The organism is Pseudobutyrivibrio sp. C4 (assembly GCF_900111635.1).
GTDB lineage: Bacteria > Bacillota > Clostridia > Lachnospirales > Lachnospiraceae > Pseudobutyrivibrio > Pseudobutyrivibrio ruminis.
On the sequence record NZ_FOHF01000001.1, the window covers coordinates 307,403 to 323,331 of the forward strand.

Here is a 15,929-nt window from a genome sequence, read left to right on the forward strand (position 1 = left end):
GTATAATAAATATCTCAATGATTAGTAAAAGGAGTGTTTATGGCTACTACAACTGATTTAATTTCAAAAATTAATGAAAATTACGGCAGAATGTCAAAGGGACAAAAGCTTCTCGCAAATTATATTATTGATAATTTTGACAAGGCTGTTTTCCTTACTGCAGCAAAGCTCGGAGATATTATTGGCGTATCTGAATCTACCGTAGTACGATTTGCTTCTTTTATTGGGTATAAGGGTTATCCAGAGTTCCAGCAAGCTTTAGAGGAAATGGTTAGAACAAAGCTTAATACTACAGATAGAATTGAGCTTACAAATGGAGGCATCGAGCAAAATGGTGTTTTGCGTTCTGTATTATCTGCAGATGCCTTAAAGGTTAAAAACACCATGGAATCTATTGATGAAGCTGCTTTTGAAAATGCAGTTGAAGCAATTAATAGTGCTAGAAGAATATACATCGTAGGTCTGCGTACATGCGCACCATTGGCTTCATTTTTAGCATTTTATCTAAATATGATTTTTGATAACGTAATTAATCTTCAAACAAGCTCTACTTCAGAGCTATTTGAACAGATGATTCATATTAACGAGGAGGACTGTATCATTGGTATTTCCTTCCCACGCTATTCAATGCGCACATTGAAGGCTTTGGAGTTTGCAAATAATCGCAGAGCTCATGTAGTGACTATTACTGATTCTATTCATTCACCTATGAATCTTTACAGTTCTTGCAATCTCATTGCAGAAAGCGGAATGCATTATGTAGTAGATTCGCTAGTGGCCCCTTTGTCTGTGATTAATGCATTAATCGTTGAGCTTTGTAATCGCAATCAAGCTACGGTTGCCAACAATCTAGATATGATTGAAAACATATGGAATGATTATCAATTCTACGAAAATGATGAAATAGATTTGGTGGATGATTCTATTAAAATGAATTATTCAGGAGATTTTTAATGAGTAAAGTTATTGTTGTTGGCGGCGGTGCTGCCGGCATGATGGCAGCTTATGCCGCTGGTATGTGCGGCCATGATGTCACTTTGTTAGAGAAAAACGAAAAGCTAGGAAAAAAGATTTATATCACAGGAAAGGGTAGATGTAATTTTACAAATGCCTGTGATGAGACAGATTTTTTCAAGAATGTTGTTAGCAATCCTAAGTTTTTGTACAGTGCATTATATACCTTTAATTCAGATGCTATGATTGGCTTGATTGAAATGCATGGCACCGAGACAAAAGTTGAAAGAGGAAATAGAGCCTTTCCTGTGTCGGACCACGCTTCGGATATTACAAAAGCCTTAAAAAACGGTCTTGATGAATACAATGTAAATATTCTTCTTAACACAGAAGTTTCTAATATATTAATTGAAAATGATACAGCTGTTGGAGTATCACTTAAGGATAAAACTCAGTTAAAGGCTGATCATGTTATTGTTTGTACCGGAGGGCTTTCATATCAGACTACCGGTTCTACAGGTGATGGTCTTCGCTGGGCTAAAAAAATCGGCATAGGTGTTACTGATACAAGACCGGCTTTAGTTCCACTTAATGTTAAAGAAGACTATGTTATGTCTATGCAGGGCCTTTCTCTAAAGAATGTAAATCTTTCAATCTATAATGGAAAGAAAAAGCTCTATGATAATTTTGGTGAAATGCTATTTACCCATTTTGGTGTATCTGGTCCACTTGTGCTTTCAGCAAGCTCTATAATTGGCAAGACTTTACAAAGTGAAGGGAAGCTTAATGCTTTTATCGACTTGAAGCCTGCTCTTTCTGTTGAGGAGCTGGATGCCAGAATACTTAGGGACTTTAATGACAATATGAATAAGCATCTTAGCTCAGTTCTTAGGGGTCTTCTTCCTTCATCTATGGTTCCTGTTTTTATAGAACTCTTGGATATTGATGACAGTAGACAAATCAACTCTATCACCAAGGAAGAGCGAAACAATATTATTAAGCTCCTTAAGAATTTCCCTTTTACTATTACGGGACTGAGAGATTTCAAAGAAGCAATTGTCACTCAGGGTGGAGTTTGCGTCAAGGATATTGACCCATCCACTATGAAATGTAAAAATATAAATGGCCTTTCTTTTGCTGGAGAGGTTTTGGATTTGGATGCCTTTACAGGCGGATTTAATCTTCAGATAGCATGGTCTACAGGTTATCTTGCTGGACTTAGTATTTAATTATTTTACGGAGGATATATATTATGGCAATGAATGTTGCAATCGACGGACCTGCAGGTGCAGGTAAATCTACAATAGCTAAAGCTGTTGCAGCAAAGAAAGGATATGTATATGTAGATACTGGTGCTATGTATAGAGCAATGGCACTTTATTTTCTTAGAGCAGGTATCGCTTCAGATGACGAGAAATCTATTTCTGAAAAGGTAGATGAAATAGTTGTTTCTATTAAATATGAAGATGGTGCTCAGCATGTAATCCTTAATGGCGAGGATGTTACTGGCCTTATCAGAACAGAAGAGGTTGGAAACATGGCCAGCGCAACATCAGTTTACTCTGCAGTTAGAACAAAGCTTGTTGCTTTACAGCAGGAGCTTGCTAAAACTACAGATGTAATTATGGATGGAAGAGATATTGGTACAGTAGTTCTTCCTAACGCAGATGTTAAGGTTTTCCTTACAGCTTCTGTTGAATGCAGAGCGAAGAGACGTTTTGATGAGCTTAAGGCTAAGGGAGTCGAGGCTGATTTTGACCAGATTGCAAAAGATATTGAAGAGAGAGATTATAGAGATTCTCACAGAGAAATAAGCCCATTAAAGCAGGCTGATGATGCAGTATTAGTTGATAGTTCAGACATGACTATTGATGAAGTGGTTGCTGCAATTATAGATTTATGTAAATAAAGGTATTTTATATGGAAGTAATCTTAGCTAAATCTGCAGGTTTTTGCTTTGGAGTGCAAAGAGCTGTTGATGTTGTAAACAAACAAATAGAAGAGGGAGTTTCTCCACTTTATACCTATGGTCCTATTATTCATAATGAAGAAGTTGTAAAAGACTTCGAGAGCCATGGAGTTCAGGTTATGGACGAGGATTCCAATAAGAATTATGAGCCAGGAACTGTTATCATTCGTTCTCACGGTGTTACAAAAGCTGTTGAGGAAGGTTTGAAGGCTGCTGGTCACAATGTTATTGATGCTACATGTCCTTTCGTAAAAAAGATTCATCGTGCAGTTGATGAACATTCTAAGAATGGAGAGTACATTGTAATCATTGGAAATCCGGATCATCCTGAGGTTCGAGGCATAGTTGGTTGGATTAACGGAGATAAGTATACAGTGATTTCAGGAGAGCAAAGCGCTAAAGACTTTTCAGTTAATTCTCACGATACTATTTGTATTGTTTCTCAAACCACCTTTAACCACAATAAATTTCAAGAATTAGTTGAAATTATAAAGCAAAAAGGTTATCATATTATTGTTTTGAATACAATATGCGATGCGACTAATAAAAGGCAGGTTGAGGCTTTTGACATTGCGTCACAGGTCGATGCTATGCTTGTTATTGGAAGTAAAAATTCATCCAATACACAAAAGTTGTACGAGATATGCAAAACACGATGCAACAATACTTACTATATACAGACGGCTGATGATTTCCAGCCATCTGACCTTAGTTCCATTGAAAGTGTAGGTATTACCGCAGGGGCATCCACCCCAAACAATATTATTGAGGAGGTTCAAAAGAAATGTCAGAAATGAGTTTTGAACAAATGTTGGAGGAATCATTTAAAACTATACACAATGGAGAGGTAGTAGACGGTACTGTTATTAGCGTAAAGCCAGATGAAATCGTTTTAAATATCGGTTACAAGTCAGATGGTATCATAACACGTTCAGAGTACACAAATGAGTCAAACGTCGATCTTACTACTGTAGTTAAAGTTGGTGATCCTTTATCAGCTATCGTAATCAAGGTAAATGATGGTGAGGGTCAGGTTCTTCTTTCATACAAGAGACTTGCTCAGGAAAAGGGCAACGAAAGACTTGCAGAAGCTTTTGAAAGCGGAGAGGTTCTTACAGCTACAGTTGATAAGGTTCTTAAGGGTGGCCTTACAGTTGTTGTTGATGAGGCTAGAGTATTTATTCCAGCTTCATTTGTATCAGATGTTTATGAAAAGGATCTTGGAAAGTACCAGGGTCAGGAAATCAGCTTTGTAATCACAGAGTTCGATCCAAAGCGTCGTAGAATCATTGGTAACAGAAAGACACTTCTTGTTGCTGATAGAGCAAAGGCTCAGGAAGAGCTTATGTCTAAGATTGCTGTTGGACAGGAATTCGAAGGAACAGTTAAGAATGTTAAAGACTTCGGTGCATTCATCGATTTAGGTGGTGCTGATGGTCTTCTTCATATCTCAGAGATGAGCTGGGGCCGTGTTGAGAATCCTACAAAGACTCTTAACGTTGGCGATACAATCAAGGTATTCGTTAAGGAAATCAAGGATGGCAAGATTGCTCTTTCTTGCAAGTTCGATAACGAGAATCCATGGAACGGCGCTGCAGATAAGTATGCAGTAGGTTCTGTAGTAAAGGGTAAAGTAGTTCGTATGAAAGACTTTGGTGCTTTCGTAGAGCTTGCTCCTGGAATCGATGCACTTCTTCATGTATCTCAGATCTCTAAGGATCGTATTGAAAAGCCTTCAGATGTTCTTACAATTGGTCAGGACATCGAAGCAAAGGTTGTTGAATTCAACGATGCTGAGAAGAAGATTAGCCTTTCTATCAAGGCTCTTCTTGAGCCAGAGGCTGCTGATGATGCAGATGTTGCAGATGTAAATATCGAAGAAGTAGCTGCTACAGAAGAATAATCTTTTGACTATTTTTAAGGTCTAGGTTTTAAATCTAGACCTTTTTTCTATTTCAAATGCAATTATTCTTAGAAAAATAACAATAAATACACAAATAATGTATATAATGTATCTATTCCGAGTTACAGAAAGAAATATAAAAATAGATAGGAGAAGATTTTATGGACAATTACGATGGATTCAAGAAAGAGGTTTATGATCTTACTAAAATCGATTTAAGTTCCTATAAAGAGAAGCAGATGCGTAGACGTATCGATTCTCTTGTTACTAAACATAAATGCAAGGAGTATCACGATTATGTTGCTCTTTTAAAGAGTGATAAAGAAGTTTTTGATGAGTTCGTTAATTTCCTCACTATAAACGTTTCTGAGTTTTATAGAAATCCAGAGCAGTGGGATCTTCTTACAAAAGAATTCATTCCGGAGCTTATCAAGCATTCTGGCCAGAATCTTAAAATTTGGAGTGCTGCTTGTTCCACTGGAGATGAGCCTTATTCGTTGGTAATGGCTTTATCGCAGCATCTTCCTCTTAATAAGATTAAGATTCTTGCAACAGACATTGACAAGCAGGTAATTGCAACTGCAAAGGTTGGCCTATACAATGCTAAAAGTATTGCAAATGTTCCTGCAGATTTAAAAAAGAAGTACTTTACACCAGTAGGAAATTCATTCCAGATAAGTGAAGAAATAAAGAAGTGTGTAGAATTTAAAGAGCATAATTTGCTTCGCGATACATATCCTACAAACTACGACATGATTGTTTGTCGAAATGTATTGATTTACTTTACAGATGAAGCAAAGGACGAAGTTTATGATAAATTCTGCAAATCACTTCGTCCTGGTGGCATTTTATTTATCGGCTCTACAGAGCAGGTTATTAATTACAAAGATCTTGGATATAAGCGTCGTTACTCTTTCTATTATGAGAAGAACTAGTGCTTAAGCATGTATCTTACAACCTTCAGTAGAAGATTAGGAGTAATGTCATTGACATCCACAAATGCCTCCTTTGATTCATATGAAGGTTTGAATATTCGGGTAGTTCCAATATCGATTTTTTCAGGGAGGGCAAGGAATTGTCCTTCCTTTTTTACTTTACAATCTTGTTTTTTAGCTGGACGTCGACTGCTTTTATCCATGCTTTCTCCCAATGATTTAGGTATTATCATATCCTCATTTATCAGATAATAATAGTTCTTGTAATCAGGCAGGAAGGTGAGCAGTTCTCCGTCAAATAAATCCAGCGTAACGTATATACGATTGTCCTTTATAATGTATAATCCGTAATCTCGCTGCTTATTAATTGAATTCGGAATTGCGATATCAGTTTCTACTATAAATCTGAGTTTATCAGCTTCAAGTTCATAAGATACATATCGTAATTGCGAATTAAACAAATCAGGGTATGCCAAAATATCGGTAATATATATCATACCTTGAACATCTTCATAATTATGGAGAAGAATAAGTTTTTTGGACTCTAAATCGCCTGTTTGAGAGTATTTTTCGTATACAGGTATAAGTTCTCCTCCGTTGTATTTATCATCGCGATTTAACCCTAGATATTGCTCGATAGTCTTTTGTTTATAATTTGGAAGATCAAGAAGGCATCTGGCTTTTGTAGTTTTTAAATACATATCCATATGATTCTTAGATTTAATCTTGGTGTTGAAATTGTATTTTCTACATCTTTCTACAATAAAAGATTCATCGAATCGTGTAGAGTTGAATCCGAGCAAATTATCGTATCCAGACATGACGTTTTCAAATTCTGTAATAATATCGATTTCCTCAGATTCATTCGCTGCCAATAACTGTGTGATAGTAACTGTATTTTCGCTTCTTGTAGCATATCCAATTAAATAAATGAAAGATTTCCTAGGAGATAGGCCTGTGCACTCAATATCGAAGAAAAGTGTGGTTTTATCAAAATATTTGTCAATTGCATAGCTTAAGTTATCTAATTTGTAAGTATTTTTAATTATTTCCATAATATAACGTGCCTTTTAAAGTTTTTTTCATTAAATTATACACAAATTTTTCATACTTTGGTATTTAAAAATGTACAATATTAATGATAAATTTTCTCTACTTCAGTATTTTAAATGATATAATTTAATTAACGTTAAAGAAAGAGAGGAGTAAATGCTAATGGGCCTTAGAACATTTAAAGGTGGCGTTCACCCTTATGAAGGCAAGGAACTTTCCAAAGAAAAGCCTATTAAGGATATTAAGCCACAGGGCTTGATGGTATATCCATTATCCCAGCACATAGGTGCACCAGCACAAGCATGTGTCGCAGTAGGCGATAGTGTGCTCAGAGGTCAGAAAATTGCTGAAGCAGGCGGATTTGTATCTGCACCAATTTTCTCAAGCGTTTCCGGTACAGTCAAGGCTATTGAGCCAAGACGCGTCGCAACAGGCGACATGGTTAATTCTATCATAATTGAAAGTGATGGCCAATTCATTGAGACAGGTTTTGAATCTTGCGAGGATTTCACAAAACTCTCCAATGAAGAAATCATCAAAAAAATTCAGGATGCAGGTATCGTAGGCATGGGAGGAGCTGGTTTCCCTACTCATGTTAAGCTTTCACCAAATAATCCTGAGAAGATTGAATATATTATTGCAAACTGTGCTGAATGTGAACCTTATCTTACATCAGACTATAGAAGTATGGTTGAAGAGCCTGAAAAGCTTATCACTGGCATGAAGATTATTCTTCAGCTTTTCCCAAAGGCAAAAGGTTTACTTGGCGTAGAAGACAATAAATCTGATGTTATTGCATCATTAGAGAAGCTTGTTGAGAACGAGCCACGTATCGAAGTGGTTCCACTTCTTACAAAGTATCCTCAGGGTGGTGAGCGTCAGATTATCAAGGCGTGTACAGGTCGTGAAATTAATTCAAAGATGCTTCCTGCTGATGCTGGATGTATCGTAGACAACGTTGCTACTATAAATGCTATCTATACAGCAATTGTTGAAGGAAAGCCAGTTATGGACCGTATCTTCACACTTACTGGTGATGCAGTTATGGAGCCACGCAACTACAGAATCTGCATTGGTATGAGCTGCAAGGAAATCCTTGAAGCAGCTGGCGGATTCGTTAGAGAGCCAGCAAAAATCATTTCAGGTGGTCCTATGATGGGATTTGCTGTTATGGATGCTGATATCCCTACAACAAAGACATCTGGCGCACTTGTTTGTTTATCAGAAGATGAAGTTTCAATGTACGAAACTACTGCTTGTATCAATTGCGGTAGATGTGTTGAGGCTTGTCCTGAAAAATTAATACCTTCTAGACTTTCTAAGTTCTCTGATCACGGAGACAAGGAAACGTTCGAAAAATGGTATGGTCTTGAATGTATTGAATGTGGTAGCTGCAGCTTTGCTTGCCCAGCTAGAAAGCCACTTGCTCAGTCAATTAAGACTATGAAAAAACAAATTCTTGCAGATAAGAGAAAAAAGTAGAAAGGATGGGGTAGAAAGTGAGTAATTTATTAAAAGTTTCTTCATCTCCACATGTCAGAGCGAAGGACGACAGTAGTATTATCATGTTATATGTGATAATTGCCCTTATGCCAACTACACTATTTGGTATTATCAATTTTGGAATTCGTGCATTATTACTTATAGCAGTATGTATCACATCTTGTGTATTATCAGAGTTCTTATTTGAAAAAGCAGTAGGGAAGAAGAATACAATCGGCGATTTAAGTGCAGCTGTTACTGGACTTCTTCTTGCACTCAACTTACCACATACACTTCCTGTATGGCAGGCAGTGCTCGGTAGCGTTTTTGCAATCGTAGTTGTAAAGATGTTATTTGGCGGATTAGGTCAGAACTTCATGAACCCAGCACTTGGTGGACGTGTATTCTTGCTTATTTCATTCGCAGGAACAATGACTCATTTCGAGTACGATGGCGTTGCTGGTCCTACACCTCTTGCATCAATCGGTGGTGGTAATGTAAACACTCTCGATATGTTGATTGGTCGTACAGCAGGTACAATTGGTGAGACTAGTGCTCTTTGTATTCTAATTGGAGCAATTATCCTTATTTTATTAGGCGTAATTGATTTAGTTATTCCTGGTGTTTATATTCTTACATTCTCCATTTTTGTTATTTTATTTGGAGGACATGGATTAGATACAACATTCCTTGTTGCACACCTTTGCGGTGGTGGATTAATGCTTGGTGCATTCTTCATGGCAACAGATTATGTTACATCACCAATCACACCTCTTGGCAAAGTTCTTTTTGGTATTTGCCTTGGTGTTTTAACAGGTATCTTCAGATTCTTCGGAAACAGCGCAGAAGGTGTTAGCTACGCTATCATCTTTAGCAACCTTCTTGTTCCACTTATCGAGAAGATTACAGTACCTAGAGCCTTTGGAATTTCAAAGGAGGTGAAGTCTAATGAATAAATTGGTAAAAGACGCTTTAGTCCTTACCTGTATTACTCTTGTAGCAGGCTTCGCTTTAGGACTTGTATACGAAATCACAAAAGCTCCTATTGAGAAAGCTCATCAGGATGCTATGAAAGAAGCATATTCTTCAGTATTCGCAGATGCAGCTTCATTCGCTGAAATTGAGGATTTTGATTCTTCAGCTGCAACTGATTATGTTAATCAGGCAGGATACGGTACAGAGACAATCGATAATTGCGTAGAGGCACTTGATGCATCAAACAACGTAATCGGATATGTTATTACAGTTACTACATCTGCTGGTTATGGCGGAAATATTACATTTTCTGTTGGTATCACAAATGATGGCATTATCAATGGCTATTCAATTACAGATATCTCAGAAACAGCTGGTCTTGGTATGAAGGCTAAAGATACAGGTGATGGTTCATTCTCAGCTCAGTTCATTAACAGAGCAGCAGAAATCTTTACAGTTACAAAGACTGGCGCATCTTCATCAAGCGAAGTAGATGCTATTTCAGCTGCCACTGTAACATCACGTGCTATGACAGGTGGTATTAACGCATGTGTCACCTACTTCGAATCTATTGTAGGAGGTGCTTCTAATGAATAAGAACCTAGAAAGAGTTTATAACGGACTTTGGAAGGAGAATCCTACCTTTGTATTAATGCTTGGTATGTGTCCAACACTTGCTGTTACCACATCAGCAATTAATGGTATTGGTATGGGTCTTTCTACAACAGTTGTTCTTGTTTTATCTAACATGCTTATTTCTGCACTTAGAAATATCATTCCAGATAGAGTAAGAATGCCAGCTTTCATCGTTGTAGTTGCATCCTTCGTTACAATTGTTCAGTTTTTGATGGAAGGTTTTACACCTTCATTATATGAATCACTTGGAATTTATATTCCACTTATCGTAGTTAACTGTATCATCTTAGGACGTGCAGAGAGCTACGCTAGCAAGAATCCAGTTATACCTTCAATGTTTGATGGTATTGGTATGGGTCTTGGTTTCACAGTAGGACTTACTCTTATTGGTATTGTTCGTGAAATTCTTGCAAACGGATCTATCTTTGGAGCAGTTATTGCACCTCTTAATGATTATCATATTACATTATTTGGTCTTGCTCCTGGAGCTTTCTTCGTGCTTGGTTGTCTTGTTGCAATCATGAACGTCGTTAGACGTAACATGGAAGCAAAAGGCAAGCCACTTCCAGCAGTGCAGGGATGCTTAGGCGGAGATTGCTCAGGTTGTAGCTTATCAAGTGCATGCACAGGAAAGTCTTTGGTTCACAAGGCTGATGAGGTTCCACCGGTTGACCCTAAGGATGTTGCTAAGCCACAGGCTGTTCCTACAGAAACAAAACAGACTGCAAATGCAAAGAATACAGAAGACGTAGAGAAATCTGGTTCTGATTCTTCATATGCTGACGATATCGCTGGAAAGGAGGAGAAATAATGAGTTACGTAACAAGCTTAATTCTTTTATTAGTAGCTTCAGCTATTGTTAACAACGTTGTTCTTTCTCAGTTCCTTGGTCTTTGTCCATTCCTTGGAGTATCAAAGAGGGTTGAGACAGCAGCAGGTATGGGTGGAGCAGTAATCTTCGTAATTACTATTTCATCATTTGTTACATCACTTATTTATAAGTTTATTTTAGCTCCTACTGGATTTGAATATATGCAGACAATCGTTTTCATTCTTGTTATTGCTGCACTTGTTCAGTTCGTAGAGATGTTCCTTAAAAAGAGCGTACCTTCACTTTATAAGTCGCTTGGTGTATACCTTCCACTTATCACAACAAACTGTGCAGTGCTTGGTACAGCTATCAATAACGTAACTAAGGAATATGACATTCTCGAATCAGTAATTAACGGTTTTGGTGTTGCACTTGGTTTCACAATTGCAATCGTTATCATGGCTGGTATTAGAGAAAAGATTGAATACAACGATTTTCCACAGGCCTTCAAGGGCTCAGCTATCGTTCTTGTTACAGCAGGACTTATGGCTATGGCTTTCATGGGCTTCGCTGGAGTAATTTAAGGAGGGCTAACAAATGAGTATAACAGGAATTTTACTGGCAGCTGTTATAGTTGGCGCTACCGGTTGTATAATTGGATTTTTCCTTTGCTTTTCATCTGAAAAGTTTAAGGTTGAAGTTGATCCACGTGAAGAGGCTGTTCTTGCAGCACTTCCAGGAAATAACTGTGGTGGTTGTGGATACGCTGGATGTTCTGGCTTGGCTGCAGCTATCGCAAAGGGAGAGGCACCTGTAAATCAGTGCCCAGTTGGTGGCACACCTGTTGCGGCTCAGATTTCTGAGATTATGGGTGTAGCTGCTGAAGAAGGTGTTCGTAAAGTTGCATTTGTAATGTGTCACGGAACATGTGAAAATGCTACTCAGCTTTACGATTACACAGGCGTCGAGGATTGCCAGGCTATGGCATATGTGCCAGGTGGCGGTCCTAAGGCTTGCTCTTATGGTTGTATGGGCTTCGGCTCATGCGTTAAGGCTTGTCCATTTGACGCTATTCATATTGTTGACGGTGTAGCTTTAGTTGACAAAGAAGCTTGTAAGGCTTGTGGTAAGTGTGTGGCTGTATGTCCAAATCATCTTATCGAGCTTATTCCTTACGATTTTGGTCACGCTGTTCGTTGTCACAATAATGACAAGGGAAAAGATGTTATGAGCGTTTGTAAAGTTGGCTGTATTGGTTGCCACAAGTGCGAAAAGGTCTGTGAAAGCGATGCTATTCATGTTGATGGATTCTTTGCTCACATAGATCAAGATAAATGTACAAGCTGTGGCAAATGTGCAGAAGCTTGTCCAAGAAAGATCATTTTGTAAGGAGGAAATATGCGTAATAGTACAAAGAAAATTTTAGGTGTAACAATCTGTATATTACTTGCATTATTCTGTGGTTTAGCTCCACTCGTAAAGAAAGGAGCTTCTGGTAAGTCTTATGTTGCTAATGCACAAGGCTTTGGAGGTAACATCGAAGTAACTGTATATGTTGATGGTGACACTATTACAGATATTACTTACGAGGCTCCAGATGAAACACCTTCAGTTGGTGGTGTTGCAATGAGCAACTTAAAGACTCAAATTATTGAAGAGCAGAACAGTAATGTAGACGTTATCGCTGGTGCTACATACAGTTCTACAGGTTTCCTTGAGGCTGTAAATGCAGCCCTTAATGAAGCTGGCGTTGTTGCTGATGGTTCTAATGGTACAAAGACTGTTGCCGAGGACTACGAAGGAACTGCTGATATCGTAGTTATCGGTGGTGGTGGAGCTGGTATGACAGCTGCTATCAGTGCTGCAGAGGAAGGAAAGTCAGTTATCCTTCTCGAGAAGAACTCAATCCTTGGTGGTAACACTGCACGTGCAAGTTCTGGTATGAACGCTGCTGAGACTCATTATGAGGAAGAGCAGGGTGTTGAAGATTCAGTTCAGTCATTTATCGATGATACAATGGCAAGTGGTAAGAACATGAACGATCCTGAGCTTGTAAAGGTATTAGCTGAAAATACATCAGGTGCTATCGATTGGCTTGATTCAGAGGGTATCGAATTAAACGGACCTCTTGCAACTATGGGGGGGTTAAGTGCAAACCGTACACATAGACCAGTTGATGCTGACGGAAACATTATTCCAGTTGGTTCTTACCTTGTAGATAAGCTTTCTGCAAGAATGGATGAGCTTGGAATCGAAGTACATACAAACACAGCTGCTACAGAAATCATTATGGAAGATGGTAAGGCTGCAGGCGTTAAGGCTACAGGCTCATCTGGAAACAATGTTACAATTCATGCTGATGCTGTAATTGTAGCTACAGGTGGTTTCGGTGGTAACATGGATAAGGTTACAGAATATCGTCCTGACTTAGAAGGATACATTTCTACAAACGTTACTACAGCAAGTGGTGATGCAATTGATTTCTTAGGAGATCTTAACGCTGATTTTGTTGATCTTGATCAGATTCAGCTTCATCCTACAGTTGTTCCAACAGATGGTACATTAGTTGGTGAAGCTCTTCGTGGTGATGGTGCTATCCTTGTTAATAAGGAAGGCCACAGATTCTTCAATGAGACAGGTACTCGTGATGAAGTTTCAGCAGCGGAAATCGAGCAGCCTACAGGTAATGTATGGCTTATCGTAAACCAGGATATGTATGAAGGTTCAGCTGTTATTTCTAAGCTTGAAAAGGGTGGATACCTTGTAAATGGTGATACTCTTGATGATCTTGCAAAGGCAATGGAGTTTGATGCTGATGCAACTGCAGCTTTAAAAGAAACAGTAGAGACATGGTCTGGTTACGTTGCATCTGGAGTTGATGAAGACTTCGGACGTGAAATCGGTGCTGTAAAGACTGACCTTTCTTCTGGTCCTTACTATGCAGTAAACGTTGGACCTGGTATCCATCACTGTATGGGTGGTGTTAAGATTAACACTTCTGCAGAGGTTATTGATACTGATGGTAATCCAATCGAAGGCTTATATGCTTGCGGTGAGGTTACTGGTGGTATCCACGGCGCTAACCGTCTTGGTGGTAATGCTGTTGCTGATATCGTTGTTTATGGTAGAATCGCAGCTGAAAGCGCAATTGAATACATTGATAAATAAGCATTATTTATATTTATGCTCCTCGTTTATTACGGGGAGCATTTTTTTGTTAACAAAAGTTTAAATATTTGTTAGAATTATCTTTGTTTTTTGAATTAATTCTACTGGAGGAATTTGATGATATTAATTAGAAATCAATTACATATAGCTTTTTTTACAGCAGCTCTTGCAATAACGATATCTATTCTTTTGTTGACTTTACTTAAAAGAAGAACAGAAAAAGCTCAGCACAGATGGTTTTTGTTTTTGCTTTTTATAATTGCGTTTAATTCATTATCCCAAATATTTACAGCATATTTTGAAATAACTTCTTCGGAATCCATATATAATCAATATTTGTTGCTGTTATCACAAAATACATATTTTATATTTCACACAGCATTATGTCCTGCTTTGTATAATTATGTATGTAGTGTAACTGGCAAAAATAGAAGACGAGATTTTATTTCTGGAATGCTTTTACAGGTTCCTTTTTTTATTACAGAAATAATTGCACTGTCAAATCCTTTTACAAATTGGGTGTTCTACTATGATTCCAACAACGTGTTCCATAGAAATACTGGCGAGTACTTCATATATTGGGCGGCAATTTTCTATTTTGTATTAGCATTCTTTGAAATATTGTTTTCATGGAAAGCACTTACTCACAGAAAAAGTGTGGCACTCATCTATTTCTTCTTTATTGTCTTTATCGGTGTATGGATACAATACAAATTTATAAATATTAGATGTGAATTGTTGGCGGAAGCTTTAGGAATGATGGGAGCTATGCTTGCAGTTGAAAATGAGGACGATAGAATCGATGCAGGAACCCGCCTTTATAATAGAAGAGCCTTCCAGATGGATGTTCACAATATGCTTGTTATGAATGAACATTCAACTTTGATCTTCGTAAAAATCTTAAATGCTAATAAACTTGAAAGAATAGCCCGTTCTTCAAATTATGACTTACTTATTTTATCCTGCGCAGAGTTTTTTAAATCGTTAATTCCTGCTTACCAAATATATCATCCAACCAGAGAGACTTTTGTACTCATATGCAGCAAAAACGAGAGTAGTCTTGTAGAAAAACTTATAACTACCATTGAGAACAGATTTAGTAACATCTGGGAATTAAATGATTCTGCCATTAAGCTTGATGCAAATGTTTTTCAAATGTCTATACCTGGCGATTTAAAGAATATTGACGATATTATGTACATTTCTGATTGCATTGTTCCTTCAAGCGTAGCCAACAATAACGCTACAATAGAGTGGATAATGCGTCGTTCTGATATAGAGAAGGCTATCAGAAAGAATATTGCCAACGATGGCTTTGAAGTATACTATCAACCTACTATTTATATGAAGGATTTTAAACTTCATGGAGCGGAAGCTTTGATTAGAATGAAGGATAAAGAACTTGGTTATATTTCACCTGAGGAATTTATCCCTATTGCAGAACAAATTGGTATGGTTGAACAGATAGATGATTATGTTCTTAGAGAAGTGTGCAACTTCATAAAAGAGAACATTCAAACAAATAACATAATTGATTGTATAAATGTAAATCTATCAGTTGTTCAATGTCTTAAGCCTGGTTTCTTTAAACATATTACTAACATAGTAGATGAATACAACATAGATTATTCTATGATAAATTTTGAAATCACTGAAACAGTTGGTGCTGAAGATTATGATATACTTGCAACTGTCGCGCACAAGCTCAAATCAGTTGGTTTTTCAATATCTATGGACGATTACGGAACAGGATATTCCAACATGGAAGGCATTTTCTCATTGGATTTTAATGTTATAAAAATCGATAAGACTTTACTTTGGAATGCTGAAAATCATGAAAGAGGAAGGATTATTCTTAATAATACTGTCAAGATGATTCATGATTTAGGCTGTGAGATTTTAGTTGAAGGCGTGGAAACGGAAAAACATGTAAAAATGTTGCAAGATCTAAATGTAGATTATTTGCAGGGATATTATTTTTCAAAACCAATTCCTAAGGCCCAATTTATTGAATATATGCAAAAATAGTGGTATTATGTACCG

Annotated in this window: 15 protein-coding genes; 14 read left to right on the forward strand and 1 reads right to left on the reverse strand. The window is 37.5% G+C overall.

Features of this window, described 5'->3' with window-relative positions:
• Positions 1–39: 39 nt before the first annotated feature.
• The 6 genes from BMY66_RS01440 to BMY66_RS01465 all read left to right on the forward strand — a co-directional run bounded on the left by BMY66_RS01440 (position 40) and on the right by BMY66_RS01465 (position 5,761).
• On the forward strand, positions 40–954 hold the full coding sequence (locus tag BMY66_RS01440) for a MurR/RpiR family transcriptional regulator (RefSeq protein ID WP_044934565.1): 915 nt from the start codon (positions 40–42) through the stop codon (positions 952–954).
• Positions 954–2,183: a BaiN/RdsA family NAD(P)/FAD-dependent oxidoreductase gene (locus tag BMY66_RS01445; protein ID WP_090393913.1), complete on the forward strand. Its 1,230-nt coding sequence runs from the start codon at positions 954–956 to the stop codon at positions 2,181–2,183. Before BMY66_RS01440 ends, BMY66_RS01445 begins: the two co-directional genes overlap by 1 nt.
• A 23-nt stretch (positions 2,184–2,206) precedes the next feature.
• On the forward strand, positions 2,207–2,863 hold the full coding sequence (gene cmk / locus BMY66_RS01450; RefSeq protein WP_090393914.1) for a (d)CMP kinase: 657 nt from the start codon (positions 2,207–2,209) through the stop codon (positions 2,861–2,863).
• Positions 2,864–2,874: 11 nt separating this feature from the next.
• Positions 2,875–3,720 carry a 4-hydroxy-3-methylbut-2-enyl diphosphate reductase gene (gene ispH, locus BMY66_RS01455; protein WP_044934558.1) on the forward strand — a complete coding sequence of 282 codons (846 nt, stop codon included), beginning with the start codon at positions 2,875–2,877 and terminating at the stop codon, positions 3,718–3,720.
• Positions 3,708–4,826 (forward strand): 30S ribosomal protein S1, encoded by a 1,119-nt coding sequence (gene rpsA / locus BMY66_RS01460; protein WP_044934556.1) that lies wholly within the window; start codon positions 3,708–3,710, stop codon positions 4,824–4,826. Before ispH ends, rpsA begins: the two co-directional genes overlap by 13 nt.
• Positions 4,827–4,987: 161 nt before the next feature.
• Positions 4,988–5,761 carry a CheR family methyltransferase gene (locus BMY66_RS01465; protein ID WP_044934554.1) on the forward strand — a complete coding sequence of 258 codons (774 nt, stop codon included), beginning with the start codon at positions 4,988–4,990 and terminating at the stop codon, positions 5,759–5,761.
• On the opposite strand, the gene BMY66_RS01470 is transcribed toward BMY66_RS01465, so the two are convergent.
• Positions 5,758–6,816 carry a ribonuclease H-like domain-containing protein gene (locus tag BMY66_RS01470; RefSeq protein ID WP_090393915.1) on the reverse strand — a complete coding sequence of 353 codons (1,059 nt, stop codon included), beginning with the start codon at positions 6,814–6,816 and terminating at the stop codon, positions 5,758–5,760. The genes BMY66_RS01465 and BMY66_RS01470 overlap by 4 nt on opposite strands.
• A 160-nt stretch (positions 6,817–6,976) precedes the next feature.
• On the opposite strand from BMY66_RS01470, the gene rsxC reads away from it, so the two are divergent.
• The 8 genes from rsxC (at position 6,977) to BMY66_RS01510 (ending at position 15,914) form a co-directional block, all read left to right on the forward strand.
• On the forward strand, positions 6,977–8,296 hold the full coding sequence (rsxC, locus tag BMY66_RS01475) for an electron transport complex subunit RsxC (protein ID WP_090393916.1): 1,320 nt from the start codon (positions 6,977–6,979) through the stop codon (positions 8,294–8,296).
• 17 nt (positions 8,297–8,313) lie between these two features.
• The gene (locus BMY66_RS01480; RefSeq protein WP_081828627.1) at positions 8,314–9,252 is read left to right on the forward strand and encodes an RnfABCDGE type electron transport complex subunit D; all 939 of its coding nucleotides are present in this window, start codon (positions 8,314–8,316) and stop codon (positions 9,250–9,252) included.
• Positions 9,245–9,868 carry an RnfABCDGE type electron transport complex subunit G gene (locus BMY66_RS01485; protein WP_090393917.1) on the forward strand — a complete coding sequence of 208 codons (624 nt, stop codon included), beginning with the start codon at positions 9,245–9,247 and terminating at the stop codon, positions 9,866–9,868. The genes BMY66_RS01480 and BMY66_RS01485 overlap by 8 nt, the downstream gene beginning before the upstream one ends.
• Entirely contained in the window at positions 9,861–10,718 is an 858-nt protein-coding gene (rsxE, locus tag BMY66_RS01490; protein WP_044934544.1) for an electron transport complex subunit RsxE, read from the forward strand. Before BMY66_RS01485 ends, rsxE begins: the two co-directional genes overlap by 8 nt.
• A complete protein-coding gene (gene rsxA / locus BMY66_RS01495; protein ID WP_033154153.1) occupies positions 10,718–11,302 on the forward strand; it encodes an electron transport complex subunit RsxA in 585 nt (194 codons plus the stop codon). The genes rsxE and rsxA overlap by 1 nt, the downstream gene beginning before the upstream one ends.
• Before the next feature lie 13 nt (positions 11,303–11,315).
• Complete coding sequence (locus tag BMY66_RS01500) at positions 11,316–12,107, forward strand: RnfABCDGE type electron transport complex subunit B (protein ID WP_090393918.1); 792 nt, start codon at positions 11,316–11,318, stop codon at positions 12,105–12,107.
• Positions 12,108–12,116: 9 nt separating this feature from the next.
• Positions 12,117–13,886, forward strand: a complete 1,770-nt coding sequence (locus BMY66_RS01505) for a flavocytochrome c (RefSeq protein WP_090393919.1) — start codon at positions 12,117–12,119, stop codon at positions 13,884–13,886.
• A 453-nt stretch (positions 13,887–14,339) separates the two neighbouring features.
• Entirely contained in the window at positions 14,340–15,914 is a 1,575-nt protein-coding gene (locus BMY66_RS01510) for an EAL domain-containing protein (protein ID WP_177175552.1), read from the forward strand.
• The last annotated feature ends 15 nt before the right edge of the window (positions 15,915–15,929 follow it).